The 24,356-nt window shown below is 53.2% G+C and carries 22 protein-coding genes; 9 read left to right on the forward strand and 13 right to left on the reverse strand.

Annotation, left to right across the window (positions count from 1 at the left end):
* Window positions 1-99 precede the first annotated feature (99 nt).
* Window positions 100-297: a hypothetical protein gene (locus FHW71_RS10505; RefSeq protein WP_008105993.1), complete on the reverse strand. Its 198-nt coding sequence runs from the start codon at window positions 295-297 to the stop codon at window positions 100-102.
* Between the two features lie 398 nt (window positions 298-695).
* Between FHW71_RS10505 and dbpA the strand changes: the two genes are divergently transcribed.
* The 3 genes from dbpA (at window position 696) to FHW71_RS10520 (ending at window position 5,142) form a co-directional block, all read left to right on the forward strand.
* A complete protein-coding gene (gene dbpA, locus FHW71_RS10510) occupies window positions 696-2,075 on the forward strand; it encodes an ATP-dependent RNA helicase DbpA (RefSeq protein ID WP_179451744.1) in 1,380 nt (459 codons plus the stop codon).
* Between the two features lie 140 nt (window positions 2,076-2,215).
* On the forward strand, window positions 2,216-3,178 hold the full coding sequence (locus FHW71_RS10515; RefSeq protein ID WP_008105989.1) for a chemotaxis protein: 963 nt from the start codon (window positions 2,216-2,218) through the stop codon (window positions 3,176-3,178).
* A gap of 407 nt (window positions 3,179-3,585) precedes the next feature.
* Window positions 3,586-5,142 (forward strand): methyl-accepting chemotaxis protein, encoded by a 1,557-nt coding sequence (locus FHW71_RS10520; RefSeq protein ID WP_179451745.1) that lies wholly within the window; start codon window positions 3,586-3,588, stop codon window positions 5,140-5,142.
* A gap of 381 nt (window positions 5,143-5,523) precedes the next feature.
* Here FHW71_RS10520 and FHW71_RS10525 read toward each other — a convergent pair whose 3' ends face one another.
* The 4 genes from FHW71_RS10525 to FHW71_RS10540 all read right to left on the reverse strand — a co-directional run bounded on the left by FHW71_RS10525 (window position 5,524) and on the right by FHW71_RS10540 (window position 10,488).
* Complete coding sequence (locus FHW71_RS10525) at window positions 5,524-6,813, reverse strand: HAAAP family serine/threonine permease (protein WP_179451746.1); 1,290 nt, start codon at window positions 6,811-6,813, stop codon at window positions 5,524-5,526.
* Window positions 6,814-7,194: 381 nt separating this feature from the next.
* Window positions 7,195-8,190 (reverse strand): glycosyltransferase family A protein, encoded by a 996-nt coding sequence (locus tag FHW71_RS10530; RefSeq protein ID WP_008108972.1) that lies wholly within the window; start codon window positions 8,188-8,190, stop codon window positions 7,195-7,197.
* The gene (locus FHW71_RS10535; RefSeq protein WP_179451747.1) at window positions 8,187-9,494 is read right to left on the reverse strand and encodes an oligosaccharide flippase family protein; all 1,308 of its coding nucleotides are present in this window, start codon (window positions 9,492-9,494) and stop codon (window positions 8,187-8,189) included. Before FHW71_RS10535 ends, FHW71_RS10530 begins: the two co-directional genes overlap by 4 nt.
* A 16-nt stretch (window positions 9,495-9,510) precedes the next feature.
* A complete protein-coding gene (locus FHW71_RS10540; RefSeq protein WP_179451748.1) occupies window positions 9,511-10,488 on the reverse strand; it encodes a glycosyltransferase in 978 nt (325 codons plus the stop codon).
* Between the two features lie 1,024 nt (window positions 10,489-11,512).
* On the opposite strand from FHW71_RS10540, the gene FHW71_RS10545 reads away from it, so the two are divergent.
* From FHW71_RS10545 to FHW71_RS10565, 5 genes are all read left to right on the forward strand, one after another.
* Complete coding sequence (locus tag FHW71_RS10545; protein WP_179451749.1) at window positions 11,513-13,153, forward strand: sensor histidine kinase; 1,641 nt, start codon at window positions 11,513-11,515, stop codon at window positions 13,151-13,153.
* Entirely contained in the window at window positions 13,146-13,838 is a 693-nt protein-coding gene (locus FHW71_RS10550; RefSeq protein WP_179451750.1) for a response regulator, read from the forward strand. Before FHW71_RS10545 ends, FHW71_RS10550 begins: the two co-directional genes overlap by 8 nt.
* A 170-nt stretch (window positions 13,839-14,008) precedes the next feature.
* A complete protein-coding gene (locus FHW71_RS10555; protein WP_179451751.1) occupies window positions 14,009-15,097 on the forward strand; it encodes an ABC transporter substrate-binding protein in 1,089 nt (362 codons plus the stop codon).
* Window positions 15,098-15,171: 74 nt separating this feature from the next.
* Window positions 15,172-16,941 carry an iron ABC transporter permease gene (locus FHW71_RS10560; protein WP_008108966.1) on the forward strand — a complete coding sequence of 590 codons (1,770 nt, stop codon included), beginning with the start codon at window positions 15,172-15,174 and terminating at the stop codon, window positions 16,939-16,941.
* The gene (locus FHW71_RS10565) at window positions 16,934-18,004 is read left to right on the forward strand and encodes an ABC transporter ATP-binding protein (protein WP_179451752.1); all 1,071 of its coding nucleotides are present in this window, start codon (window positions 16,934-16,936) and stop codon (window positions 18,002-18,004) included. The genes FHW71_RS10560 and FHW71_RS10565 overlap by 8 nt, the downstream gene beginning before the upstream one ends.
* A 575-nt stretch (window positions 18,005-18,579) precedes the next feature.
* Here the strand turns inward: FHW71_RS10565 and FHW71_RS10570 are convergent.
* The 7 genes from FHW71_RS10570 to FHW71_RS10600 all read right to left on the reverse strand — a co-directional run bounded on the left by FHW71_RS10570 (window position 18,580) and on the right by FHW71_RS10600 (window position 22,963).
* Window positions 18,580-18,984: a type II toxin-antitoxin system YafO family toxin gene (locus tag FHW71_RS10570; protein WP_218889167.1), complete on the reverse strand. Its 405-nt coding sequence runs from the start codon at window positions 18,982-18,984 to the stop codon at window positions 18,580-18,582.
* On the reverse strand, window positions 18,981-19,274 hold the full coding sequence (gene yafN, locus FHW71_RS10575) for a type I toxin-antitoxin system antitoxin YafN (protein WP_179451753.1): 294 nt from the start codon (window positions 19,272-19,274) through the stop codon (window positions 18,981-18,983). Before yafN ends, FHW71_RS10570 begins: the two co-directional genes overlap by 4 nt.
* Window positions 19,275-19,449: 175 nt before the next feature.
* Window positions 19,450-21,195, reverse strand: a complete 1,746-nt coding sequence (locus tag FHW71_RS10580) for a glycosyl hydrolase family 28-related protein (protein ID WP_179451754.1) — start codon at window positions 21,193-21,195, stop codon at window positions 19,450-19,452.
* A 202-nt stretch (window positions 21,196-21,397) separates the two neighbouring features.
* Window positions 21,398-21,691 (reverse strand): hypothetical protein, encoded by a 294-nt coding sequence (locus FHW71_RS10585; protein ID WP_061717524.1) that lies wholly within the window; start codon window positions 21,689-21,691, stop codon window positions 21,398-21,400.
* Window positions 21,688-22,032, reverse strand: a complete 345-nt coding sequence (locus FHW71_RS10590; RefSeq protein ID WP_175501737.1) for a hypothetical protein — start codon at window positions 22,030-22,032, stop codon at window positions 21,688-21,690. Before FHW71_RS10590 ends, FHW71_RS10585 begins: the two co-directional genes overlap by 4 nt.
* Before the next feature lie 2 nt (window positions 22,033-22,034).
* Window positions 22,035-22,502: a hypothetical protein gene (locus tag FHW71_RS10595; RefSeq protein WP_061717525.1), complete on the reverse strand. Its 468-nt coding sequence runs from the start codon at window positions 22,500-22,502 to the stop codon at window positions 22,035-22,037.
* A gap of 182 nt (window positions 22,503-22,684) precedes the next feature.
* A complete protein-coding gene (locus FHW71_RS10600; protein WP_179451755.1) occupies window positions 22,685-22,963 on the reverse strand; it encodes a hypothetical protein in 279 nt (92 codons plus the stop codon).
* A gap of 42 nt (window positions 22,964-23,005) precedes the next feature.
* Between FHW71_RS10600 and FHW71_RS10605 the strand changes: the two genes are divergently transcribed.
* Window positions 23,006-23,305, forward strand: coding sequence for a hypothetical protein (locus FHW71_RS10605; RefSeq protein WP_154191670.1), 300 nt, complete (start codon window positions 23,006-23,008; stop codon window positions 23,303-23,305).
* Window positions 23,306-23,378: 73 nt separating this feature from the next.
* Here the strand turns inward: FHW71_RS10605 and FHW71_RS10610 are convergent, their stop codons facing one another.
* On the reverse strand, window positions 23,379-24,110 hold the full coding sequence (locus FHW71_RS10610) for a S24 family peptidase (protein WP_008108954.1): 732 nt from the start codon (window positions 24,108-24,110) through the stop codon (window positions 23,379-23,381).
* Window positions 24,111-24,356 lie beyond the last annotated feature (246 nt).

Consider the following 24,356-nt stretch of genomic DNA (forward strand, 5'->3'; position numbering starts at 1 on the left):
CGACCGTCTTAAACCCGCACCAACAAAAAAGCCTCCGCAAGGAGGCTTTACGTACGACATAAACAGGGCGGCATGCGCACACCCGATGAGTGCTGGATTTTACGAAAGCATCTGAATCGCCAGCGCGTACAGCCGCTGGTTTTCATCGTCACTGACAGGCTCTTCTTCCGCATAACAGGCAATCATGGAACTCACTTTATCCGAGGATAAGGTTTCTCCATGCACATGCAGCGTTAACACGGCGCGGCCGACGATTTTCAGAATGTCTTCGTTTTGTCCCTGGACAGAATGACTCAAAATGACCTCTGAAATATTATGGGTTTTTAATAATTAGCCAAATGGCGCGCTAAATATAAAGCAAATCAGCCATTCGTTTTAATCAGAATTTTACCTAACCGCAGCCATTCATTAGCGAGACACCTCTAAAAAGGGTGCCAAAAGAGGTGATAACAGTTGTTTCATAACGCTAATTCTCACTTTTCGTTAAAGATGTCTTTTTTTAACGCAACTTCTCAGGATTAAATCAACCTTAAAAGCATTAGAACTTCGCACCATTTAATGCTTAAAAAAGAGACAAGTCTGGTATAACGCTTACTGATTTCAAGTGGGAACCAGCGGCGCTTTTGCCATTGCCGATCACGCCCCTTTCTGCCAGACTGACCGCCGCAATCCTACCCGCAATTAGAGACTTTCCCGTGACTGCTTTTTCTACCCTGACGCAACTGCCCGCCAGCCAACTCGATAACCTGCGCGAGATGGGTTTCGACGCCATGACGCCGATTCAGGCCGCTTCCCTGCCCGCTATTCTGGAAGGGCGCGACGTGCGTGCGCAGGCGAAAACCGGCAGTGGCAAAACCGCCGCCTTTGGCGTGGGTTTGCTGAACCGCATTGATAACAGCCAGTTCCACACCCAGGCGCTGATTCTGTGCCCGACGCGTGAACTCGCCGATCAGGTCAGCAACGTGCTGCGCCAGCTGGCGCGTTTTACCCGCAATATCAAAATTCTGACGTTGTGCGGCGGCCAGCCAATGAGCGCACAGCGCGATTCCTTAGTGCATGCGCCCCACATTGTGGTCGGCACGCCGGGCCGTTTGCTCGATCATCTGAAGCGCGACAACCTCGATCTCAGCCAGCTGCAAACGCTGGTGCTGGATGAAGCCGATCGCATGCTGGAAATGGGTTTCCGCGACGATATGGAAGCGATCATCGGCTTTACGCCGGAAACGCGCCAGACGCTGCTGTTCTCTGCGACCTGGCCGGATACCATCGCCAGCCTTAGCCAGCGTTTTCAACGCGATGCGCTGGCGGTCGCCACCGAAGACAAAACCGAGTTACCGACCATCGAGCAGCAGTTTATTGAAGCCAGCGCCAAAGAGCGTCATAGCCTGCTCGGCGCGCTGCTCAGCCAGCAGCAACCGGCCTCCTGCGTGGTGTTCTGTAACACCAAGCGCGAATGTGACGACGTTGCCACCGCGCTGAATGAACGTGATATCAGTGCGTTGGCGCTGCACGGCGATCTGGAACAGCGCGATCGTGAGCGCGTGCTGATTCGCTTCGCCAACGGTAGCATCCGTGTCTTGATCGCCACCGATGTCGCCGCGCGCGGTCTGGATATCAAGTCGCTGGCGCTGGTGGTGAATTTCCAGCTGGCGTGGGATCCGGAAGTGCACATTCACCGTATTGGCCGTACCGGTCGCGCCGGTGAAAAAGGTCTGGCGGTGAGCTTTGTCGCCCCCGACGAAATGGTGCGCGCCAATGCGCTGGAAGAGTATCTGCAGCAGAAGCTCAACTGGGTTTCCTCCAGCACGCTGAAAGGCACCGGCGCCAAATCGCTACCGGCGACCAAAATGACGCTGTGCATTGATGGTGGCCGCAAAGCCAAAATCCGTCCCGGCGATATTCTGGGTGCATTGACCGGTGAAGCCGGTTTCAGCGGCGATCAGATCGGCAAGATCGATATGACCGCCACCCACGCCTATGTGGCCATCGACGCCGCTCAGGCGAAGAAAGCGCTGATCAAGCTGAAAGAGGGCAAGATCAAAGGCAAAAGCGTGCGCGCCATTCTGTTGAAGTAAGTTGTATCCGCGTGAGGGCGATCGCTCTCACGCTAAAATTTCCGTTATCTCCCCTTCATTTTTTTTCTCTTCTGCCGATAAGTTAATCATGGCGATATTGCCCTGCCCTTTACCCAGCCCAGATCTGCTCCGAGGCCATGATGGATAATTTTCAGAAAGAGATCGATGAACGCGCCAACCTTGCGCTTTCCAATAAATTCGAACTGCTGTTGTTCCGACTGGGTTCCGATCAGCTGAAAGGCAAATCTGAGCTGTACGGCATCAACGTGTTTAAACTGCGTGAAATCGTGCCGATGCCAACCATCACCCGCGCCGCGGGCATGCAATCGCCGCTGCTCGGCATGGCGAGTATTCGCGGCCAGTTTATTCCGGTTATCGATCTGCCTGCCGTGACCGGCTGCAAACCGGAAACCGGACTTAACCTGCTGCTGGTGACCGAATATGCACGCAGCACCCAGGCGTTTGCCGTGGAATCGGTGGAGAACATTGTGCGTCTCGACTGGAGCCAGGTGCATACCGCTGAAGCGGGCATCGGCAGCCGCAACATCACCAGCATTGCCTGTCTGGATACCGATGGTCAGAGCAACAATCTGGCGATGGTGCTGGACGTTGAGCAGATTCTGTATGACATCATTCCTTCGGTGCGCGGCGTTGAGCCGAGCGCAGAGACCGCCAAAGACTTCAATCTGAAGCCAGGTCAGGTGGCGATTGTGGCGGAAGATTCCAAAGTGGCGCGTCAGCTGCTGGAGCAAGGCCTGAAAAGCATGGGCATCCCGGCGATTATGCATAACACCGGTTTGGAAGCCTGGATCAAAATTAACGAGATGCAGAAAGAAGCGGCAGCCAACGGTGAGTCGATCCACGACAAAATCGCACTGGTGCTGACCGATCTCGAAATGCCGGAAATGGATGGCTTTACCTTAACGCGCAACATCAAGCGCGATAACAACCTGCGCCAGATTCCGGTGGTGATCCACTCTTCGCTCTCCGGCAGCGCCAACGAAGATCACGTGCGTAAAGTCGGCGCCGATGGTTACGTGGCGAAGTTCGAAATCAACGAGCTGTCGAATGTCATTCACGGCGTGCTGAAAAAGCCGCGTTAATTACCATATCCAGGTGCGCATAAATGCGCACCCTACGAAATATCTTCCCCTCTGTCGTAGGGTCGCCATTTATGGCGACCGTCTACCAGGTGCGCATAAATGCGCACCTTACGAAAACCCTGCCCATATGTCGTAGGGTCGCCATTTATGGCGACCGCAAAACCCTTCACGTTTAGATCCAACAAAAAATCAACTTCAATACCATTAACCTTTCTGTGACGTACCTCTAAAAAATTAAAGTTAAAACATTAACAACCGATAACTGATAGCGCTTGCGCCGGTGCTGCCATACCAGTTTTGTCACGCTGCGCAACGATTTTCATCTTACAAAACATCAACCTGATGCGGGCGCCTTGCCTGCTTGTCCGTCTTGAAAACATCAATTTTTGGCATTACGGGGAGATCCAATGTTGAGCTTAAAAAATATGAAGGTCGGCGTCCGTCTGGGCATCGCCTTTGGTTTAGTGGTGGCACTGTTGGTCATCGTCGGCGTCACGTCGATTACCAAAATCAATAACATCAAAACCGGCATTACCTCGATCGTTGAAGATCGCTATATGAAAGTACGCCTCGGCTTTGACGTGCGTGACGGCGTGAACGAACAGATCAAATATCTGCGTGGCATCGTAATTGATACCACGCGCCCGCAATTCAACGAAAAACGCTACCAGCAATTGGCGGACGCCACCGATAAAACCAACAGCGCGATGAATAAAATCAAAGCGGTGCAGGTGACTGAAGTGGGTAAAAAGAAGATTGCCGGTCTGTTAGCCGCCAGCGACAAGTTTGAAGCCGAGAAGAAAGAGCTGCTGGATCTGGTACGTGCGGGCGATGCTGATGCCGCCAGCGCCTATGTGCTGAAATCCATTACCAGCACGCAGAATGCCTTTCTCGATAGCGCCGTGGCATTTGCTAACTCGCAGTCACAGCAGTTGGAGCAGGAAGGCGCACGAATTATTGATAACGGCTCATCAGCCATTGAGATGACGCTGATCTTCTCCGCCATCGCCATTGCGGCCGCCATCGTGCTCGGCTTTATGCTGACGCGTTCGATTGTGCGTCCGCTGAATGAAGCGGTGGAAATCGCTGGGAAAGTGGCGGCAGGCGATCTGAGTTCACATATAGAAGTGAACGGCAAAGATGAAACGGCGGTGCTGATGCAGGCACTGCAGGCGATGAACGACAACTTGCTGACCATCGTTTCCGATGTGCGCGCCGGCTCCGATACCATCGCCGTGGCATCAAATCAGATCTCCAGCGGCAACATCGATCTCTCGTCGCGTACCGAACAGCAGGCCAGCTCGCTGGAAGAGACCGCTTCAGCGATGGAGCAGATGACCGCCACCGTCAAGCACAACGCCGAGAACGCGCGTGAAGCCAATCAGCTGGTGGCCAATACCTCCAACGTGGCGAAGCAAGGCGGTGTGGTGATGGAACAGGTGATCGAGAAGATGGAAGCGATTACGCTCTCTTCGAAGAAGATCGTCGATATTATCAGCGTGATCGACTCCATTGCTTTCCAGACCAACATTCTTTCTCTTAACGCCGCCGTCGAAGCCGCACGCGCCGGTGAGCAAGGCCGTGGTTTCGCCGTGGTAGCCACCGAAGTGCGTAATCTGGCGGCGCGTTCGGCGTCTGCGGCCAAAGAGATCAAGGTGTTGATCGAGGATTCTGTGGCGCAGGTGGATGAAGGTAGCCGTCTGGTGACGCACGCCGGTTCAACCATTGGTGAAGTGGTTAACAGCGTGAAAAGCGTGGCGGATATCATGAGCGAAATCACCATTGCCAGCAGCGAGCAGAGCAGCGGGATTAGCGAGATCAACTCGGCGATTACGCAGATGGAAGCGGTGACGCAGCAGAATGCCGCGTTGGTGCAGGAAGCCTCAGCGGCGTCGCAGGCGTTGCAGGAACAGGCCGATCGTCTGGCGCAGTCGATGAGTGTGTTTAAAACGGCGGCGGTGTAACGATAAACAGGTCGCCATGAATGGCGACCCTACGGGATTTATAGCGATTTTGAGTTAAGAATACGCACGGCTGCTGCAGCGACGGTGTTGAGGCGACATCCCAAACCGCTGAGCGAATGAAGGATTCCAGGGCGAGCCGCATGGATGCGGCGAGAGGTGCGTTGAGCAGGAGCGAATCGACACCGGTCCGTCAGGAATCGTGAATGAGTTAAGGGACCGCGCAGCGGCGAGTTGGGCTGGCGCAAGGCCCGGGAGTGCAGAGGGCGCGGCCAGGCGCTCTCTGCTCGGTCGCCGCACGAAGGTGCTGCAACTGCCTCAGCACAGGGCGAACGAAAGTCGCTAAATGCTTAACTGAGCGCCATGAATGGCGCCCCTACAATGCTAACTCACCAGCGAATACGCAATCGACGAAATCGCCAGCACGCCGACAATCACCACAAACACGTTACTGATCTTCCCGCTGTACTGACGCATCGCCGGCACTTTCTGGATGGCGTACATCGGCATCAGGAACAGAATCATCGCAATGATCGGCCCGCCCAGCGTTTCAATCATGCCCAGAATACTGGGGTTCAGCGTCGCCACCAGCCAGGTGGTCAGCAGCATAAACGCGGTGGTCAGGCGATTCAGGCGCTGCGGCGTGACGGTTTTTCCGCGACTACGCAGTGACTTCACCACCATGCCGTTAAAACCTTCACGCGCTCCCAGATAATGCCCGAGGAACGATTTGGTGATGGCTACCATCGCAACGATCGGCCCCATCCACGCAATCATCGGCACATTAAAGTGGTTGGCTAAGTAAGACAGAATGGTGATGTTCTGATCTTTCGCCGCCTGCAGATCGGCGGGTGACAGGCTCAGCACGCAGCTGAAGACAAAGAACATCACCGTCACTACCATCAGTAGATGGGCGTTTGCCAGAATGCGCGAACACTTCTTCTCCGCGCCTGTGCCGTACTCATCGCGCTTAGCCACGGCAAAAGAGGAGATGATCGGCGAATGGTTAAAGGAGAACACCATCACCGGAATCGCCAGCCATAGCGTCATTAGAATGCCGTGGCCGCTTACATTCGCGTTTAACGATAACGTTTCCAGCGCCGCGCCATGCCAGTGCGGCACCAGATAAGCCGCCAGCAGCATCAGCACCGCCACAAACGGGAACACCAGAATGCTCATCGCTTTCACAATCATCTGCTCGCCAAAGCGCACCACCGTCATCATGCCGATGATCAGAATCAGCGACAGCAGCACACGCGGCGGCGAAACCAGCCCCAGCTGATGCACGATAAAGCTATCGACGGTATTGGTGATCGCCACGCTGTACATCAGCAGGATCGGATAGATGGCAAAGAAGTAGAGCAAAGTGATGACCTTGCCAGCGCCCACGCCGAAGTGCTCTTCCACCACTTCGGTAATGTCTTCGCCGGGATTTTTACCGGAGAGTACAAAGCGCGTTAACGCGCGGTGCGCGTAATAGGTCATCGGGAAGGCAAGAATTGCCATGATAATCAGCGGAATCAGCCCGCCTGCACCGGCGTTAATCGGCAGAAAAAGCACGCCCGCACCAATCGCCGTACCGTACAGACCCAGCATCCACACGGTATCACTCTTACGCCAGCCCTTAGCCGCCGTTTCTACGGTGCCAAGCGTACCGGTTTGTGAGTTGTCCATCTGTCTCTCCAGAATTTCAAGCTTTATCAACACGCAGCCACAAGGATGGCTACTAATCATGGCGTAGGCTGCTCCGCCCGGCCGAAACGCAAAGGATGACGCTTCATGAGATGAAATTCACGCATCATGATGTTTTACGCTTCACTAAATGCACGAAACATGCGTGCAATCGATTGCATGGGGCGCTATTTGACATGAGACGCGGGATGAGTGCAAGAAGGAGAAACGGAGAGTGTGCAGAAAGACGTGCGGAGAGTGGAAAGGTGTGGCAACGCTGGGCTGTTGCCACGGGTAGAGCTGATAACATCGGGTGAAACTCCCCCGGCAACTAGCCTCTGTACAACAAATGCGTCCAGAGACTAACACCGGGAGAATTTCAAATCAGAATGCGCGCATCCTGTAGAGTGCATAAAGAAAATAGTACGCTGTGAGTGTATTCAAATTCATAATCATGTACTTCAATTTTTCATTTTTATTCAGCAGAATGAAAATACCTTTTGAGTATTTACCCCGCTTTATTTCATTAATTTCCTGGGCAATATCCGCAGGTGAAAACGAAGAGTGATACATAGCGGTCACGATTTGCATATCCAGCGCGAGCACACGTTTGGAAATGCCCTTGAGGAAATAATCGAGATTGCTGGACTGATATTTACTGATGATCGAATCATACAGTGCGGTGAGAAACTGTTTACGCACTTTCAGTTCGCTGTATTGCACTTTACGCTTCGATAATGAACCCTCCACATCTTCATAATGATAAGCAGCGCCCGGCGTGACCAGGAAATTGCTAATACAGCTGAAGAATTTAAGGTTAAACAACAAATCCTCGCTCATGGAGATACCTTCCAAAAAGCGCAGGTTCAGCTCCTCAATAATCTGACGGCGATAACATTTGTTATGCAGATAACCGATGTTATCACTCATCTCCAGCTCACCAAGCACATAAGGAATGTCCTCGTTGCTGAAGAAGCCCGCCTGCGACACTTTGCCTACGCGGTTGTCGTTGAGGTTTCCCACCATCAAATCGACAGACTCCGCTGGCCAGGCATCGAGATTCTGTTTGAAGATCATCAGGAAGTTATCGTCCACCCAATCATCCGCATCAAGGAATAACACATATTCACCGCTGGCCTGCTGCATTCCGCTGTTTCGAGCAGCGCTGACACCGGCATTGATTTGGTGAATTACCGTGACCTGCGAATATGCGCTGAACTCCTGCAGAATATTTGCGGTTGTATCGCTGCTACCATCATTAACCACAATCACTTCGTAACTGCTGAACGTCTGTTTAAGCACGCTCAGCAAGGTACGTTTAATGGTTTTTTGTGAGTTATAGACGGGAATGATAAGACTAAATAGTGGTTTTTCATTCATGATAAACTCTCTTTACTGTCTGAGGTTTTGATATTGTTGAATAACAGCCATAGTTTCCTGGGGTTGATAAAGATTTGGTGAATACGCATTACCGGTTGAGCAGGGAAAAAGTAATTAAGCAGGGAGAACGATAAAAACTCGGTTACTACCACGCTCATGGCCGCGCCATTTAAACCGAAGTAAGGAACCAATAATAAAGAGGAGGCCACGCAAATTAATAACACCACGAAGGTTTTCTTCACTAAATAGCGATATCCGTTGTACTTAATAATGAAACGATCCATCACGCTGCTCAGCACCGCGCACATCGCACCGACGCTGAGTAACAGCGTTGGCGCTACCGCATCGAGATACTCCGCACCGTAGAAGTCCCGGATAAACCATCCGGACAATAACCAAATCGCCAGAATCACCAGCGAAGAGACACCAATCACCAGCAGATGTAATTTCTGCGCTTTGATAATTGATTGCCGATCGTCACGCTCGGCAAAGAACGCTGGGAAAAAGGAAGCCAGCAACGCATTGGGTAAAAATACCCACGCGGTAGCGAGCGTCAGCGCAACGGAGAAAATTCCTGCCTCTTTCACGCCAAGGAAATACGACACGCTGATTTGATTGACGCGGGTATAAATTGCCACCGCAATTACGGAAAACACCAGTGAAATACCTGACGCCACCATATAGCGTGAATATTTCTTCATCTGGCGCAGTGCCGGAATCGGCACCTGACGATGATATTTCAGGAATATCGCCAGCTTGATGGCAAACGGAATAAAGGTCGCCAGCACGATAGGAATCGATAATAGCTGCGGATCCAGTCCGTAATACGAAATAAAGAAGCGCACGGTTAAACTGATGGCCAAACCCACCAGATTGGCGATCACATTCAGGCGCGCATTGAGCATCGCCTCGTTGTAGATATTGACCAAATCGAGCGAAGAGAAAAGACAGGCAATCGCCGCCGCGCAGATAAACACCAGCGCTTCAGCGCTCCACTCTTCGCCCATAATCAACATGCCGCTGGCCGCCAGCACGCCATAAATCACCAGCACCAGCAGAAAGGTCGCCATCATTAAGCGCATGCCAGAGTGATGATTTTGCGATAAGCGTTTCAGCAGAATCACATCGCTGCCCATTAGCGCGATGCTTTGAATGAACTGAAATACCAGCATCGAGATCGAGATAATGCCGAAAGTGGTGGGCCCAACGTATTTAGCCACATAGGAGGTGACAAATATCAGGCCGAATACCGCAATCAGCTTTTCAGCGATCATCCACATGGAGTTTTTTAATTTATCTTTCACAACTTAACCTCAGCGTTTATTTCTGTGCCAGGCGGCGCAGACGCGATACCAGTCGTGGACTGACAAAAAACAGCACAAAGTACAGGCTCCACGGATTGAGCATCAATCCTGATGTGAAATAGGACTTAAAGCTGCGGCGGTAGAGCGAGATATATTCATCAATAAAGGCGCGGCTGAATCCGTCGCTGTGCAGCGCTTTATAGATATAAGATGAGGTGACTTTTAAATAGAGATGGTAATAACAGCGATTATGCTGGGCGGATAAAAACGCCTGCATGCCATTAAACGAGCGCGCAAAGGAGAAATGCTTTTCCCGTAATGCCGATCGCGTGGCGGAGTTGGTGGATTCCACATAGTGATAAACCACTTGCTGGGTGAAGATCACCTGACGATCCTGTTGCAGATGCAGGTAATTGATCACGAACAGCAGATCTTCGAAGTTATAAATCTCTTCGTTAAAACTGAGCTGATGCTGACGAATCACATCACCACGAAACACCTTGTCGCAGATACCGTGACGCGGATTGAAATAGAGCAGATCGTTGATCGCCGCCGAAGCGGTCAGCTGGCGCGCGTCAGTGGTGTTGGCCGGGAAATCGAGCGGCTCGCCTTGCGGCGTGAAGTGCTGCGATTCGCCGCCCACCATCGCGATGTTGTTTTGCATCAGCCGCACATAGGTGGCAAACGCGCTGGCTGGCAGAAAATCATCGGCGTCTAAAAAGCACAGCAGTTTGCCGCGCGAGGCACGAATGCCCTGATTGCGCGCCGACGAGACGCCGCCATTGGCTTGGTCGATGATATGAAAATGCGGGTAATGGGCGTAATTCTGTAATATCGCGAGCGAGTTATCGCTGGAGCCGTCGTTAATAAATATCACTTCAAAACGGCTCTCTTCCTGCTGAAGCAGGCTATCAATGCATCGTTCCAGATACGCCGCGGCGTTATACACCGGCACGATGACGCTGATTAAAACGTCGTTAACGGGATTTTGCATATAACCTCTGGACTCTGTCGGAGTAAAAGTTGCGGGCGAAAAAAGTAATCTATGAACATTGCAGTGATTAACACTGCGCGTTGCTTGCGCCCGGCTTAACATTTGTTGCTTGTCTATTTCAGAGTTTCCTCAGGTCAAATAAAACTGGCCTTTAATTCTCTCTAAAAAGTTCACTAAATAAGATAATCGCCAAATAAACCGTGCAGTTTCATTCTGTTTTCGTCAGCTAAACAAGGCAGGCTACCGCCCCAGGCTTGCAGCTACCTGTATACTGACCACAGTGAAACCCCTATTTTTGGCGTAAAGAGGCTGCGCTGCGCTCATAAGAGTTCAGTTAATTTTCAGCCAGTTACGTTTTTTCTTTTGGTAATTTGGCTTAACGCCATTACCACGCCAATCATGACGTACTTAAATTAAATTTTTATCTGCCTGGTAATGAACGTTAAAAAACGCTGGCGTCTTTATCGTGCTCATCACCAAAAACAAGAAATGCCGACCGGGGCTGAGAAGGTGCATCCAAAGACGGGCCTTCTCAACGAACGTCACGACATTAACGATATTTGCTGTATGCCCTGCACTTTAATAACGCTGGCGCGTCATTCGCGCGCCGATAAGTGCAAGTGGCGTTAATTCAGTACGGCTATCGCAGCCGCACTGCAAGAGGCTTGATGCCCAAAATTTGCGATCTAATTCAAAACTTTTCCCGGCATTCTCACCACTCGGGGTTATAAGGTCAATGGCTGCCGGGTTAAAACGGAATTTACTCAGAGAAAGGATGGATTAAATAGCGGCGCATAGATTAGCCGTGGTGAATTGGTTTTTTATTCATTGATTAGCGCCGCAGCAGGCGATCACCAGGAATAAGATGGGAATATCTCTGACATCGTGCCAACAGAAACCAGCGCCTAAGCCGCGCCGGGATTGAAGCCAGTTCACAACTCTGATGTTAGCCTGTCACAGCACGCATTTTCGCGTGCTAGTCTCCAGCCATGCCTCTCTCCAGTTTTCCTTTACTGCAGGTTGTATGAAACGCAGATTATCTTTCCAGGTAAAACTCTTCCTGTCGCTGGTGCTATTTTCCTGCCTGCTACTCGCCTTGCTGGGCACCATTCTGTTTCATTTTATCGATCGTCAACTGCATCACGATTTGGGGCAGCGCGCGCGGGTCCAGGCCAGTGAGATTGCGCTGATGCCCGGTCTGGCGGAGAAAGTGGCGCGCCGCGATATCGCCGGTATCGCGGCGTTGATCCAGCCGCTGCGTAACCAAAGCGATGCCAGCTACATCGTGATTGGCGACACGCAAGAACAGCATCTCTATCACTCGGAATCACCGGAGCGCCTCAATTTACCGATGATTGGCGGCGACAATGCCGAAGTGCTGCAGGGCAAAACCATCATCTCGGTGCGCAAAGGCGGCATCGGCGTGTCGCTCCGCAGTAAGGCGCCGATCTTTAATGCGCAGCATCAGGTAATTGGCATTGTCTCAGTGGGTTATCTCACCTCCTATATTGCCAATATCAACGTCAGCCTGCTGTGGCAGGCCAGCTTGTATGGTGTGGCGCTGTTGCTGCTGCTGTTTATCTTTTCGTGGATGTTTAGCCGCAACCTAAAAAAACAGATGTTCTGGCTGGAGCCGAAAGATATCGCCCTGCTGGTGCTGCAACAAAAAGCGCTGCTGGAAGCGATGTATGAAGGTGTGTTTGCGGTGAATGCGGAGCGGCAGCTGATTCTCATTAACCGCGCTGCGCGTGAGTTGCTGGATATCCAGCAGAGTGAGAGTGAACTGCTGGGGAAACCGCTGGATCAGGTGCTGCAAATCCATCCGGCGTTTTTAAGCCAGCATGAGGTGAAAACCCACGACCACATCACCGTGCTCAATCAGCGTCAGGTGATCGTTAACCGGGTAGCGATTGAGCTGGAACCCGGCGAGCCAGGCGGCTGGGTGTGCAGCTTCCGCGATAAAAACGACATCAACACATTGAGCAGCCAGCTCAGCCAGGTAAAACGCTACGCGGACAATTTACGCATAATGCGGCATGAACAGCTGAACTGGACCGCCACGCTGGTCGGCCTGCTGCAGATGCAGCGCTATGACGACGCGATGCGCTACATCCATGCGCAATCTGCTGGCGCGCAGCAGGTGCTGGATTTTGTCTCGGCGCGCTTCACCTCGCCCGCACTGTGTGGGCTGCTGCTGGGGAAATATGTTAGCGCGCGGGAAAAAGGCGTCGAGCTGAAATTTGACCCCGCCTGCCAGCTAACCCGCATTCCTGCCGCGCTGAGTGAAACGGCGTTGATGTCGGTGATCGGCAACCTGCTGGATAACGCGGTGGACGCCACGCTCAACGCCAGAAAGCCCGCGACACCGGTTGAGTTATATATTTCCGGTCGTAATCAGGAGCTGTTAATCGAAGTGGCCGATCAGGGTTGCGGCATCGATGACAGCATCAAACCGCACTTGTTTGAGCAAGGCGTCACCAGTAAACCTTCCAGTGGCGACGATATGCTTGGTGCAGAACACGGCATCGGCCTCTATCTGGCGGCGGGTTATGTGAAGCAGGCAGGCGGCAGCATTGAGATCAGCGACAACTCACCGCAGGGCACCATTTTCTCGGTGTTTATCCCGTTCCAGCCCGCCGCGTTAACAGGACTTTCTCATGAATAATGCTAAGCCGCTTGATGTGGTGATTGTGGAAGATGAGCCGCATCTGGCCGATCTGCATCGTGAATATATTGAGCAGAACTTTCATCTGCGCGTGGTCGGCATCGCCGCCACGCTGGCGCAGGCGCGCGAGTTGATTGCGTTACACCAGCCACGGCTGCTGCTGCTCGATAACTATTTGCCGGATGGTCAGGGCGTTACGCTGATTGACGATCCGCTGCTGAAACGCTTTGAGTGCTCGGTGATTTTCATCACCGCCGCCAGCGACATGCAAACCTGTAGCCACGCGATGCGCAGCGGCGCATTCGACTACCTGCTGAAACCGGTGTTTTTCCATCGTCTGCGCGCCTCGCTGGAACGCTTTATGCTGCAGGTGCAGACCATGCGCCAGATGAAAAACGTTGATCAGCAGGCGCTGGATAAGCTGTTTAATTTGCCAACCAGTGATGCGCCGTCAGCGCCTTCGACCAAAGGGATTGAAACCATTACGCTGGATCGGGTGAAGAGCTTTTTTAGCGCTGCACCGGAAAGTAGCTGGTCAGTTGAACAGGTGGTTGAGCGCGTTGGCATCAGTAAAACCACCGGTCGTCGCTACCTGGAATATTGCGTGGAGATCGGTTTTATTGGCGTCGAAATGCAGTACGGCAACATCGGCCATCCGCGACGGCTGTACCGCAAAATCCTGTGATCTGGCGCAGATCTCGCGCGCGGCCTGTCGTGGTTTTTATGGTGTTAATTGCCTAAACGACGCCAACAATCACACTTCGTGAAGATAACAATCCGTCACCTCTTGTGTGGAAAAGTCGATAGGCTATGTTGACCTTTAGTTCCTCAAATGTAACTAAAAGGTTAATTATAATGTCGAACACTTTCCCTCTGTCTCTGATTGCTGCAACTGTTTTTGTGTCTATGTCAGCGGTTGCTGCCCCGCCGCAAGGCTATCCAGCGGATTATCAAAGCGTGATTGATGCCGCCACCAAAGAAGGCAAAGTGGTGGTTTACTCCACCACTGATACCAAAGCTGCGGGGCCGCTGATCAAAGGTTTTGAAGAAACCTATCCCGGCATCAAAGTTGAATATAACGATATGAACAGCACCGAGCTGTACAACCGTTTTATCAGCGAACAAGCCTCGGGCGGCACCAGCGGCGACGTGGTGTGGAGCTCCTCAATGGATACCGGTCTGAAGCTGGCGACCGACTACGCGCAGGAGTACAAATCACCTGAACTGGCGCAGCTGCCGAAGTGGGCGGTGTGGAACAACAAAGCCTACGGCACCACCTACGAACCGGTGGTGTTCATCTATAACAAACGTCTGATCCCGGCCGGTGATGTGCCTGATTCGCACGCCGCGCTGGCCAAACTGATCGCCAGCCAGACCGACAAATTCAAGAGCAAAGTTACCACTTACGATATTGAGAAATCGGGACTTGGTTTCATGCTTTCAGTGCAGGATTACAAAGCCGATCCCAACTACTTCAAAACGCTGGCCGACGTGGCGAAAGGCGGTTTAGCCGTGCAGTCCTCCACCGGCACCATGATGGAAAGGGTTTCATCCGGTGAAAACCTGATCGGCTTCAACATCCTCGGTTCTTACGCTGAAGCGCGCGCTAAAACCGATCCGTCGCTGGGCATCTCTTATCCGAAGGATTACACGCTGGTGCTGTCACGCGTTTCGTTCATCAGCCAGCAAGCGCAAAACAGCCATGCCGCCAAACTGTGGCTCGATTATGTGCTGTCTGAGAAAGGACAAAGCATTCTGGCTAATCAGGCCGACATCCCTTCCCTGCGCAACGATATTGAAGGCAAAAACGACATTGATGGTATGACCAAAATGTTGGGCAACGCGCTTAAACCGATCCCGGTTGATGAAAGCCTGCTGGAATATCTGCAACCGAAAAAACGTCTGGATTACATCAAACAGTGGCGCGAAGCCGCCGGTAAATAACCGCCGTTATCAAGCGCGGCGACTGCGCCGCGCTCAGCTTTCTCTTATCTGATTTCGCCATTCAGGGTCTCAATATGCGTGCATTGCATAGAAAGTGGCAAAGCCTGCCGCGCGGCGTTGTGGTGCTGATAACCGCGCTGGTTATCTACGTTCCGCTGTCGTTTATCGTCATACAAAGTTTCTTGTCCGCGCCGTTCTTTGCGCCGTCGAAAGAGTGGAGCCTGGAATCGTTTGAATTTATTTTCACCGATCCCGACTTCTACAAAGCGCTGCGCAGCGGATTTATTCTCGCCTTTGGGCTGGTGATCATCGCCATTCCGCTGGGCGGTATTCTGGCGTTCCTGATGGTGCGTACCGATTTACCCGGCAGACGCATCATTGAGCCGCTGATCCTCGTGCCAATTTTTGTCTCGCCGATGGTGCTGGGCTTTGGTTATGTGGTGGCGGCGGGCCCGGTGGGATTCTTCTCGCTGTGGGCGCAATCACTACTCGGGTTCGTGCCGTGGAATATCTACGACATGTCGAGCATCGTGGTGATCGCTGGCCTGACGCACGTCCCGCACGCCTATCTGTATATCTCTTCCGCCCTGCGCAGCGTGGGATCGGATGTGGAAGAAGCCGCGCGTATTTCGGGTGCTTCGCCGTTGCAGGTGATGACGGCGGTAAGTTTGCCGATGGTACGCCCGTCAATTCTGTATGCCATCGTGCTGCTGTTCTTCCTTGGGCTGGAAGTGTTCGGTTTGATGCTGGTGCTGGGCGATCCCGAAGGCAACATGGTACTGGCCACCTATCTCTATCAGCTGACCAATAAACTCGGCACGCCGTCTTATCACCTGATGGCTGCGGTGGCGGTAGTGCTGATCTGTATCACCATTCCGCTGGTGATGCTGCAACGCCGCCTGATGCGCACCGCCAATCGCTTTGTCACCGTAAAAGGTAAAGCTTCGCAGGCGCGTGCGCTGCCGCTGGGCAAATGGCGCTGGGTGGCGGGCGCAGTCGTGGCGTTCTGGCTGACGGTGACCATTGGCGTGCCGCTGCTGGGCGTGGTGCTGCGTGCGTTTATCTCTAACTGGGGCGTTGGCGTTTCGATCTGGGATGAGCTGTCGATCAAGACCTTCCAGACCATCTGGGCGCAGCCCAACCTGCTGCGCGCAATCGTCAACTCAATGGCGATCGGCGTGATCGGCGGCGCGCTGGCGGTGGGTTGTTATCTGTTTATTGGTATCGCCATGCACCGTAAACCCGATAACACTACGCGCTTCCTCGATTACAGCGTGCTGGTGCCGCGTGCGGTGCCGGGTTTGCTGGCCGGTCTGGCGTTTCTCTGGGTGTTCCTGTTCCTGCCGATGTGGCTGGATAACTCGCTCAAATCGGGCTGGCTATCGGATTTCGTCTGGTCGCAGTGGCTGCGCGATCACCTGATCGTCTGGCTGCGTTCGCTGCGCAGCACCATCTTCAGCGTGTGGCTGGCCTACACCGTGGTGTGGATGGCGTATGGTCTGCGCCTGATCTCCTCAACGCTATTACAAGTGGGGCCGGAACTGGAAGAGGCGGCGCGCAGCACCGGCGCTACGCGCGGACAGATCACGCGTCACGTCACCATTCCGTTATCACGCTACGGCCTGATTGGCTCATGGTTGCTGATGTTCCTGATTTTCGAGCGCGAATATTCCACCGGCGTGTATCTGCTTTCGCCCGGCACGGAAACCATCGGCTCAATGCTGGTTTCCCTGTGGGCGGCGGGCGCGATTGATATCGTTGCCGCACTCTCCTTTATTAATATCCTGCTGGTCGTGGTTGGATTGGGTATTGCCCTGCGATTTGGAGTCAAATTACATGATTGAATTATCGGTCGAGAACCTGCACTTAACGTACGGCGACAATCCGGTGCTGAAAGGCGTGTCGATGAATTTGCAGCGCGGCGAAGTGGTTTCCCTGCTTGGGCCGTCCGGCAGCGGTAAAACTACGCTGCTACGCGCGGTCGCCGGGCTGGAGAAGCCGACTCAGGGCACCATTGTGATTGGCAACAACACGGTTTACGCCGGCACGCCGCGCAGTGAGATCCCAGCGGAAGAACGTAATCTGGGATTGGTGTTCCAGTCCTACGCGCTGTGGCCGCACAAAACCGTGTTTGAGAACGTGGCCTATCCGCTGAAGCTGCGCAAAGTGGCGACAGCGGAGATCACCCAACGCGTGCAGGATGTGTTGAACCAGCTTGGCCTCGGCCACCTTGGCAAACGCCATCCGCACCAGCTTTCTGGCGGTCAGCAGCAGCGCGTGGCGATTGGCCGTGCGCTGGTGTACAACCCACCGGTGATCCTACTGGATGAACCGTTATCAAACCTTGATGCCAAACTGCGCGAAGAGGCGCGCGTGTTCCTGCGTGAGCTGATCATCAAGCTGGGCTTATCGGCGTTGATGGTGACGCACGATCAAAATGAGGCGATGGCGATTTCCGACCGTATTTTGCTGCTCAATAACGGCAAAATCGAACAGCAAGGCACGCCGCAGGAGATGTACGGCTCGCCGAAAACCCTGTTCACCGCCGAGTTCATGGGCAGCAACAACCGGCTGCACGGCAAAATCACCGAGCTGCGCGACGGCAAAGCGCGCATCGAGGGCAAAGGCTGGGCGTTGTGGGGATTGGCGGGCGCGGGCGTGCAAAACGGCCAGGAAGCCACGGCGGTGATCCGCGTCGAGCGCGTGAAACTGGTTGAAGGGCCGGGCGAAAATCAGCTGGAACTGCCGCTGCTCACCAGCATGTATCTCGGCGATCGCTGGGAATATTTGTTCCGCACCTCAGGCGATGATTTTGTGATTCGCGCCTACGGCACCGAGGTGCGCGATCCGCAGCACTGCCATCTGGCGTTGCCGGAAAACCATGTGTGGATCTTCCCGAAAGGGTAAAGGACCAACGGGTCACGATGCATATCTTAATGTTCGTTTGTTAATCCGACGATGAAAGCGCTGGCCGGGGTCACTTTTGGTCCGGCGGTCCTCGCGCCGCTAGCGCGGTACCTTCACTTCGCTCGTCTGCCTGACGGACCGGCGAAGACGGGACTTCCATGTCCCGGCTTCGCCTTTCGCCCGCGTCCTGCGGGCTCTCCTGGCTTCCTCGCTTCGTTCAGCGCTGCGGATTGCCGGCCCAAAAGCGGCCCCGGCCTGCTTTGAAACTTCCGTGCGTGTTATTGAAAAGGGCACATTTGCCAGAGGCGCTGGCGCGTCTGCTGCGGCAAAAGGGCTATTCGCAGCGCTGAGGCTTTTACGTTGGGCCAGGAGCCTCACGCATGGATGCGTGAGGCAGTTCGGGGCCGGCCAGGACGGCCGATCCCCGAACGGTCCGTCAGGCACAATGTGAAAGCCGAAGGTACCGCGATAGCGGCGCGAGGACAGCCCGTGACGCAGCAAATGTGTCAGCGCCCGCACCAGATTTAAAGCAAAATGATTTCTTAACTGAAAAGCATTGAGGGAATTTCAATAACTTAATACTTCATCCTGAACGCTTCGGCCATCATTCCGATCTTGTGCATATTGTTATTATTGCGCGCCATTTTATGCGCTTCGGGTTTTAGGATGATCATCAGTAAATAGGCATCTGCATCCATCGCACCCCGGCAATAAACCAAATGGGCCTGATCGCTGGTGCGTTTGAACTGACGTAAGAATTTGGGAAAAGGTGCCTCCGCATCGGCAAGATGAATGTGAGCCACCTGTTCTTCTTTTACCAATGGGTAGGTTCGGTCATCATCATAAAGAGCATCCCGACCAAATGTATCGGGCAACTCTCCGTCTTTTTTGTAGGAAAGAAAATCCGCCGCCAAATCATCAAGCTCTTCCGGACTCAATTGCTGGCGGATCAAGGTTGATTTAAAAACCCTTATGCTCATTCGGTGAACTCTGTCAAATCCTTGTCAGAAGCGCCTTGCAGCAGTTTCTCTCCACTCTCCGCAATATCACTTAAGCGGTTAGCGTTGGGTCTGAATCGCGCCACGGTATGCACCTTTCCCTGTTTCTCTTCCAACAGATCAATAAGCTCTTCAAACACCTCAGCACTGATCATATAACCTGCGGGTCGGTTATTGGAGAGAACGGCAACCGGCTCATCAATGAAATACTTAGCGGGATTTTTCCTCAACTCAGTAATGTTTATCGATTTTTCTGCGAGAATGCGTTCCATAAAATTACCTCTCATCATATTTATTAAACACAGCATAATGCACATCAAAGTGTACATCAATTTTTGTGTTTAAAAATTATACGGAGGTGATTTAACGGACTTAAAGTAAAAATGCCGTTATTCCGTCTAAAACAAAAAAAGCGAGGCCGAAGCCTCGCCAAAAAGATGCCAGCCCTCAATCGTAATAAGGAAGTTTACGATCGACACCGTTAATGTTGACCAGCACAAAGCCCGTCGGCGCGGTGGCGTTGGTCGGCGTGCCGGCTGCCGTCGCGACGGTTAGCACCCCTTTCTCATTCGCCCCAATTCCCGCCAATCCGTTATGCAGACCAAAACGTGCCGCCGGTTTGAAACCGCCCAGCTTGGTGGTATCGGTCACCACCGAGAAGTCCTGCTGGAACAGCGAGCAGGAACCGGTATCAAAACGCGTTGGACCGGTACATTTCAGGTTCAGCATGGTATCGCCACTGTTGGCGCGCAGTTTTACCCACACCGCCGCATAGGTGGTGCCGACGCGGCTGTAGCGAATATCCAGCACCGCAGGTTGCCCCATGTGATAGGCATCGGCCCACACCGTTTCCAGGCGCTGCAGATTGACCCAGGTTTTACCGGTCGCCGCCACGTTGACCGGCGAACCGGCGGTGCCGGTGGGCTGGGTGGCATCCGCTTTACCAATAAACTCCATCACCCACTGCTGATTGGCGTTCGGGAAGAACAGCTGCCCGACGCGGTACCAGTTATCGGTATCGGTGTTATTGGTAATTTTGTAGCCGCTGTAATAGCCCGCGCGCAGCGATCCGGTCATGAAGGTGCCGTAGTTTTCGTCGCGACGATAGCCATATTCAAAGGTGGACAACCAACGTCCGGCGGCGGCATCCAGACTGAGTTTCGCACCGGATTGCAGGTTGAGCTGGCGGATCACCACGCGCGCATTGTTGAGATTCAACGGCGTGCCGCAATCCTCAATGTTCAGCGTATCTACCGTCCAGCCGCCGTCAGAGAGATCGCCCGGATTACGCGTGTGTTCGATCCACACGTTGCGAATAATCCCCTGCGTCACACGCGGCATGAAGAGCGTGGCGTCGCCATAACCGGTCTGGAAGTTACAGTTACACAGCTCAATCGCCGTGGAGTGATCCCACGCGCCTTTCGGCGAGTTTGACCAGCCAACATCAAACACGCGCGCATAGGTATACAGGGTGTAAATCTGGTCGAATTTACTGTCGAGGGTATCCAGCACTTTAATCACCGTACCGCCGTTATTCTGCGCGCGGAAACAGTAGATATTGACGGTGGTACCTTCGATGCAGGTGTTTTCGAAGAACGGCTGCACGTTGCTGCACATATCGGAGGTAATGGTGCTTTTGTTGGTGGTGATATCGGCGGATGCCTGGCCGTTCCACGCGATACCTCGAATGGAGGTACGACGCGCCTTCACCTTGAACACCGTGTTGGCACTTTTGTCGGAAATAATGGTGGTACGCGGCAGCGAACCCAGCTCCACATCATCACCTTGCAAACCGAAGAAGGCGCGCTCGGTGCCGCTGATGTCGATCGGGCTGATCAGGAATTTACCGCCTGGGAAACGCACCGGCAACGCGGTGATATTGCCCGAATAGTTTTGCGTCCACGCCAGCATGCGATTAAAGGCATCGGTATCGTTGGCGTAACCATCGCCTTTGGCACCGAAGTGATACACGTTGATATCCGACGGATCGTTAATCACGCGTTTCCAGTAAAAACCGTTACCGATCACCAGCGTACCGCCATCTTCAACCGCCGTTGTGGTGCCGATAAAACCGGTAAAATCACCGCCACCGTGAAAGGTGGAGTCCGCGTTGTAGCGACGTAAGAATGCCAGATCGCCGTTTTTGGCCGGAACAGTGGTGCGCAGTTCTGCGTAAGAGTTAACTTCGATCATTATAGCCTCCTCGGCTTTTCGGGTAGGTAATGCAAATGCAAGAGAGCAGCGTTAGTGAGCCGGTTGGCCGCAGTGCTGATCCCAAAGATCGTTGTGATTGTTGATGGCGCGCACGGTGCGAATGTCCATGCGCTCGGCGTCATTGCCGTGGGTGTAAATCGGGGAAAAAAGGGTACAGGCTGAGTCGATGACGACGGGGGCTTCAGGGCTGGTGATATTTCGACTGCTGCAACTTGTCGCGAGCAGCAGCGTCATCAAGATTAAGGTTGCTGGCTTCCACACGTTTGGCCTCCTCGCGCAGCTGTTGCTGCTGCTGGTTAACCGCTACCGCTTGCGCCGCGGCTTTATCGGCGCGCTCGACGGCGGATTTGGATGCTTGCTGCACCTTGCCGATTTTCTTGCCACCGAAGTAGCTGGCGACCAGCGCGGCAATCACGCCCGCCAGCGCGGCCAGCCAATGCCAGCTGCCGCCGAGCAATGTGGTGAGAAGTGTCATGCTTTTTCCTCCATGGCGATTTTCTGCTGGTTAAGGCCTTTCTGGCGGACGAACTGAGCAATCACGCCCATCGCCACCATAAAGGCACCAATCAGCCCCAAATAGTTGTGCGGCAGAATCTCTTTCACATCGGGTGGCATGCTGTTCCAGGCATCAAGCGCAGCGCTGGGAAACGATTGCACCCAAGCGCTGAGCATCGAACCAAGCGACGCCAGCCACACCGACCAGGTTTTGAATAACAGCCGCGCATGTTTGACGAACTCCAGCGTGGTAAAGCGCTGCATGATCAACACCACAATGATAACCAGCAGCACCGCAATGATAAAAATCAACAATTTCAGATTCATAGCAGCCCCCGATAGATGTCGTAGGTGCCGCTGCGCATTACTTCGGCATGGCGCCGCGCGCGGCCCGAAGTTTGACGCGCCCACAGGCTATCGAGCATGGCGTTCGCCGCACTGTTGAAGTCGCCCTGGGTAATCGCGGTGAGCATGCCGCGGAACATCGCCAATCCATCAATACCCAGTTGATAGCCCATGCTGATCAGCACATCGCAGCGCGCTTCATTGCATTTGGCCAGCGCCTGCTGCACCAGCGCACGTTGATGCATCTGCTGCACCTTGCCCTCGACAATGCACTGCTTCCACACATCGCCCACCGGACGCGGCACCTGGAAGATGTAGTTGCTGAGCGAGGCACCTTTGGGGCCAATGCGAATGCCGCCCGCGACCGTGGGGAAACCCTGCGTGTCGAGATAAGGCGCTTCGCGGTAACCCTCTTCAAAATTCAGGATGGCAATAATCTGGCTCATAGAAATTCCTCTTTGACGGGCGCAACAGTCCGAAAATGGCTGCGCAAAACGGCAAAAAACATAAATCTTGCTGATCGTTTAAAACATTGAGCGCGTTGTCAGATAAGCGAAACGCTCAAGAATGGTTAAACAGTGAGCAACAATGAAACGTTCCGTTTAAAACTGGGGAAAGTGATGCAGGTTTAGCGCACGGCGTACAAATAAACATGGGGCAAACAGCAGTTATCAGCGCTCGCCTGTTCCTGCTGAACGCGAACGGGCGCTAACACGGCGCAATCAACGCGCGACAGCGTCTGGCGCTGGCAGATACGCTCAGCAGTACGCAGGGTGACATTTTCGTATTCGATGCCGAGTGCGCTATCGATGCTGCGCTTAAGGCGGCTGAGGGACTGGCGTCGCCGATGGCGGCGCGTGCGTGCATTGCCGGTAAATACTGACTTCCCGTACTGGATAATCGCCATAACTCCTCCTGTTAATGAGTCTTTGGCGATGGGGTGGCAGGCATGGCGATGCGGCTGATGCCGACGCGTTCGCTGTTCCTCTGGAAAATACTCGACGTCAACTCACCCGGCTGCATTCGCGGCCAGGGTGAAGTAGAGGAGAGTGAAAAACAGAGGGCAACTGACAACGCTGCAAAGTGCGTATCCACCCCATCCCAAAGTTCACTAACTTTGGATGGTATGTATCGCGCTTGTGCAGCGCCTCAATTGTTTAAGAGCGGGCTCATCCGTGAGCAGATATGTTGTCCATCCATGCTCAAATTATTAACAGGTTCTAATGCATTGGCAAACACCAATGGTTAATTTTTTATTTACCATCAGTTAAATTTATGATTTCAGCCAAAATATTTTTTTGTCGCAATCTGGCGTTTTGTGATCAGCCTAGAATTTGATAATCCCGCGCCTGGCTCATGATCACCCGCGCCACCACTTGCAGCGTCCTGGCTTCTTCCAGCGTGAGATACCAGGTTTCATAGCGCTTGTTATCGGAGATCACTGCGACTTTTTTGTGCTGAAGTTGCAGGCGTTTGAGATAGAGCTGATCGTCAAGCGTGAACAGATAAATGCCATCGCCGTCGAAGCGATGCACGCTGATATCGACAAACAGCTGATCGCGCGGCGCAAAGGTGCCAGCCATCGAATCGCTATTGAGTGCGATGAGGCGAATATTCTCGGCCGGGCGGCCGTTAAACAGCACCCGCGCCTCTTCCAGCCCATATTCAATGGCTTGAATGGTCTCCACCAGTTCATCGCGCGTAGAACTACTGCGCACGCCGTGCTGGCCGATATCCAAACTTTCAACGCGAAACAGATGCTGTGGATTCACCAAACTGCGCTGCGTTAGCAAAGCGGCCGGTTTTTCCATGCCAAATTGCAGCCACTCAACGCGCACGTCGAGTAACTGGCTAAGCGCCAGTAAATTATTATCATCAGGTATCGATTGTCCGTTAAACCATTTCCACACCCCCGGCGTTGAGATCTTGCATCCCCTCTCTTGCAGCGCAAGCGCAACCTGTTTGTTTCGTCCATGTCCGACAATTCCCGCGCTTTCGCATGCGGCAATCAGCCTGGCAGTGAATGCTTGTCTCGTACTCTCTTTTTTAACCATCAGTTAATAATCTGCCTTCAGTAAAAGACTGAATGTTATTTTCATTTTTGCTACCAGTTCATTTTATATTACCGGCAGTTTACTACCCAACCGCTTTTATCAATGAAGCTGGACAATCATTATCCCTTTCGGTTAGGCCGAAACCAGTGTTCAGTGCTATATCGCTTGTTCTGACAGGGGTTTTCAGGATTGTTCTGTAGCTATAAGACCAGCATCTAAAGGAAAAAATGGGTGAAAAGCCGCGAG

Origin of the sequence: Enterobacter sp. Sphag1F (assembly GCF_014193275.1) — a bacterium.
GTDB classification, from domain to species: Bacteria; Pseudomonadota; Gammaproteobacteria; order Enterobacterales; family Enterobacteriaceae; genus Pantoea; species Pantoea symbiotica.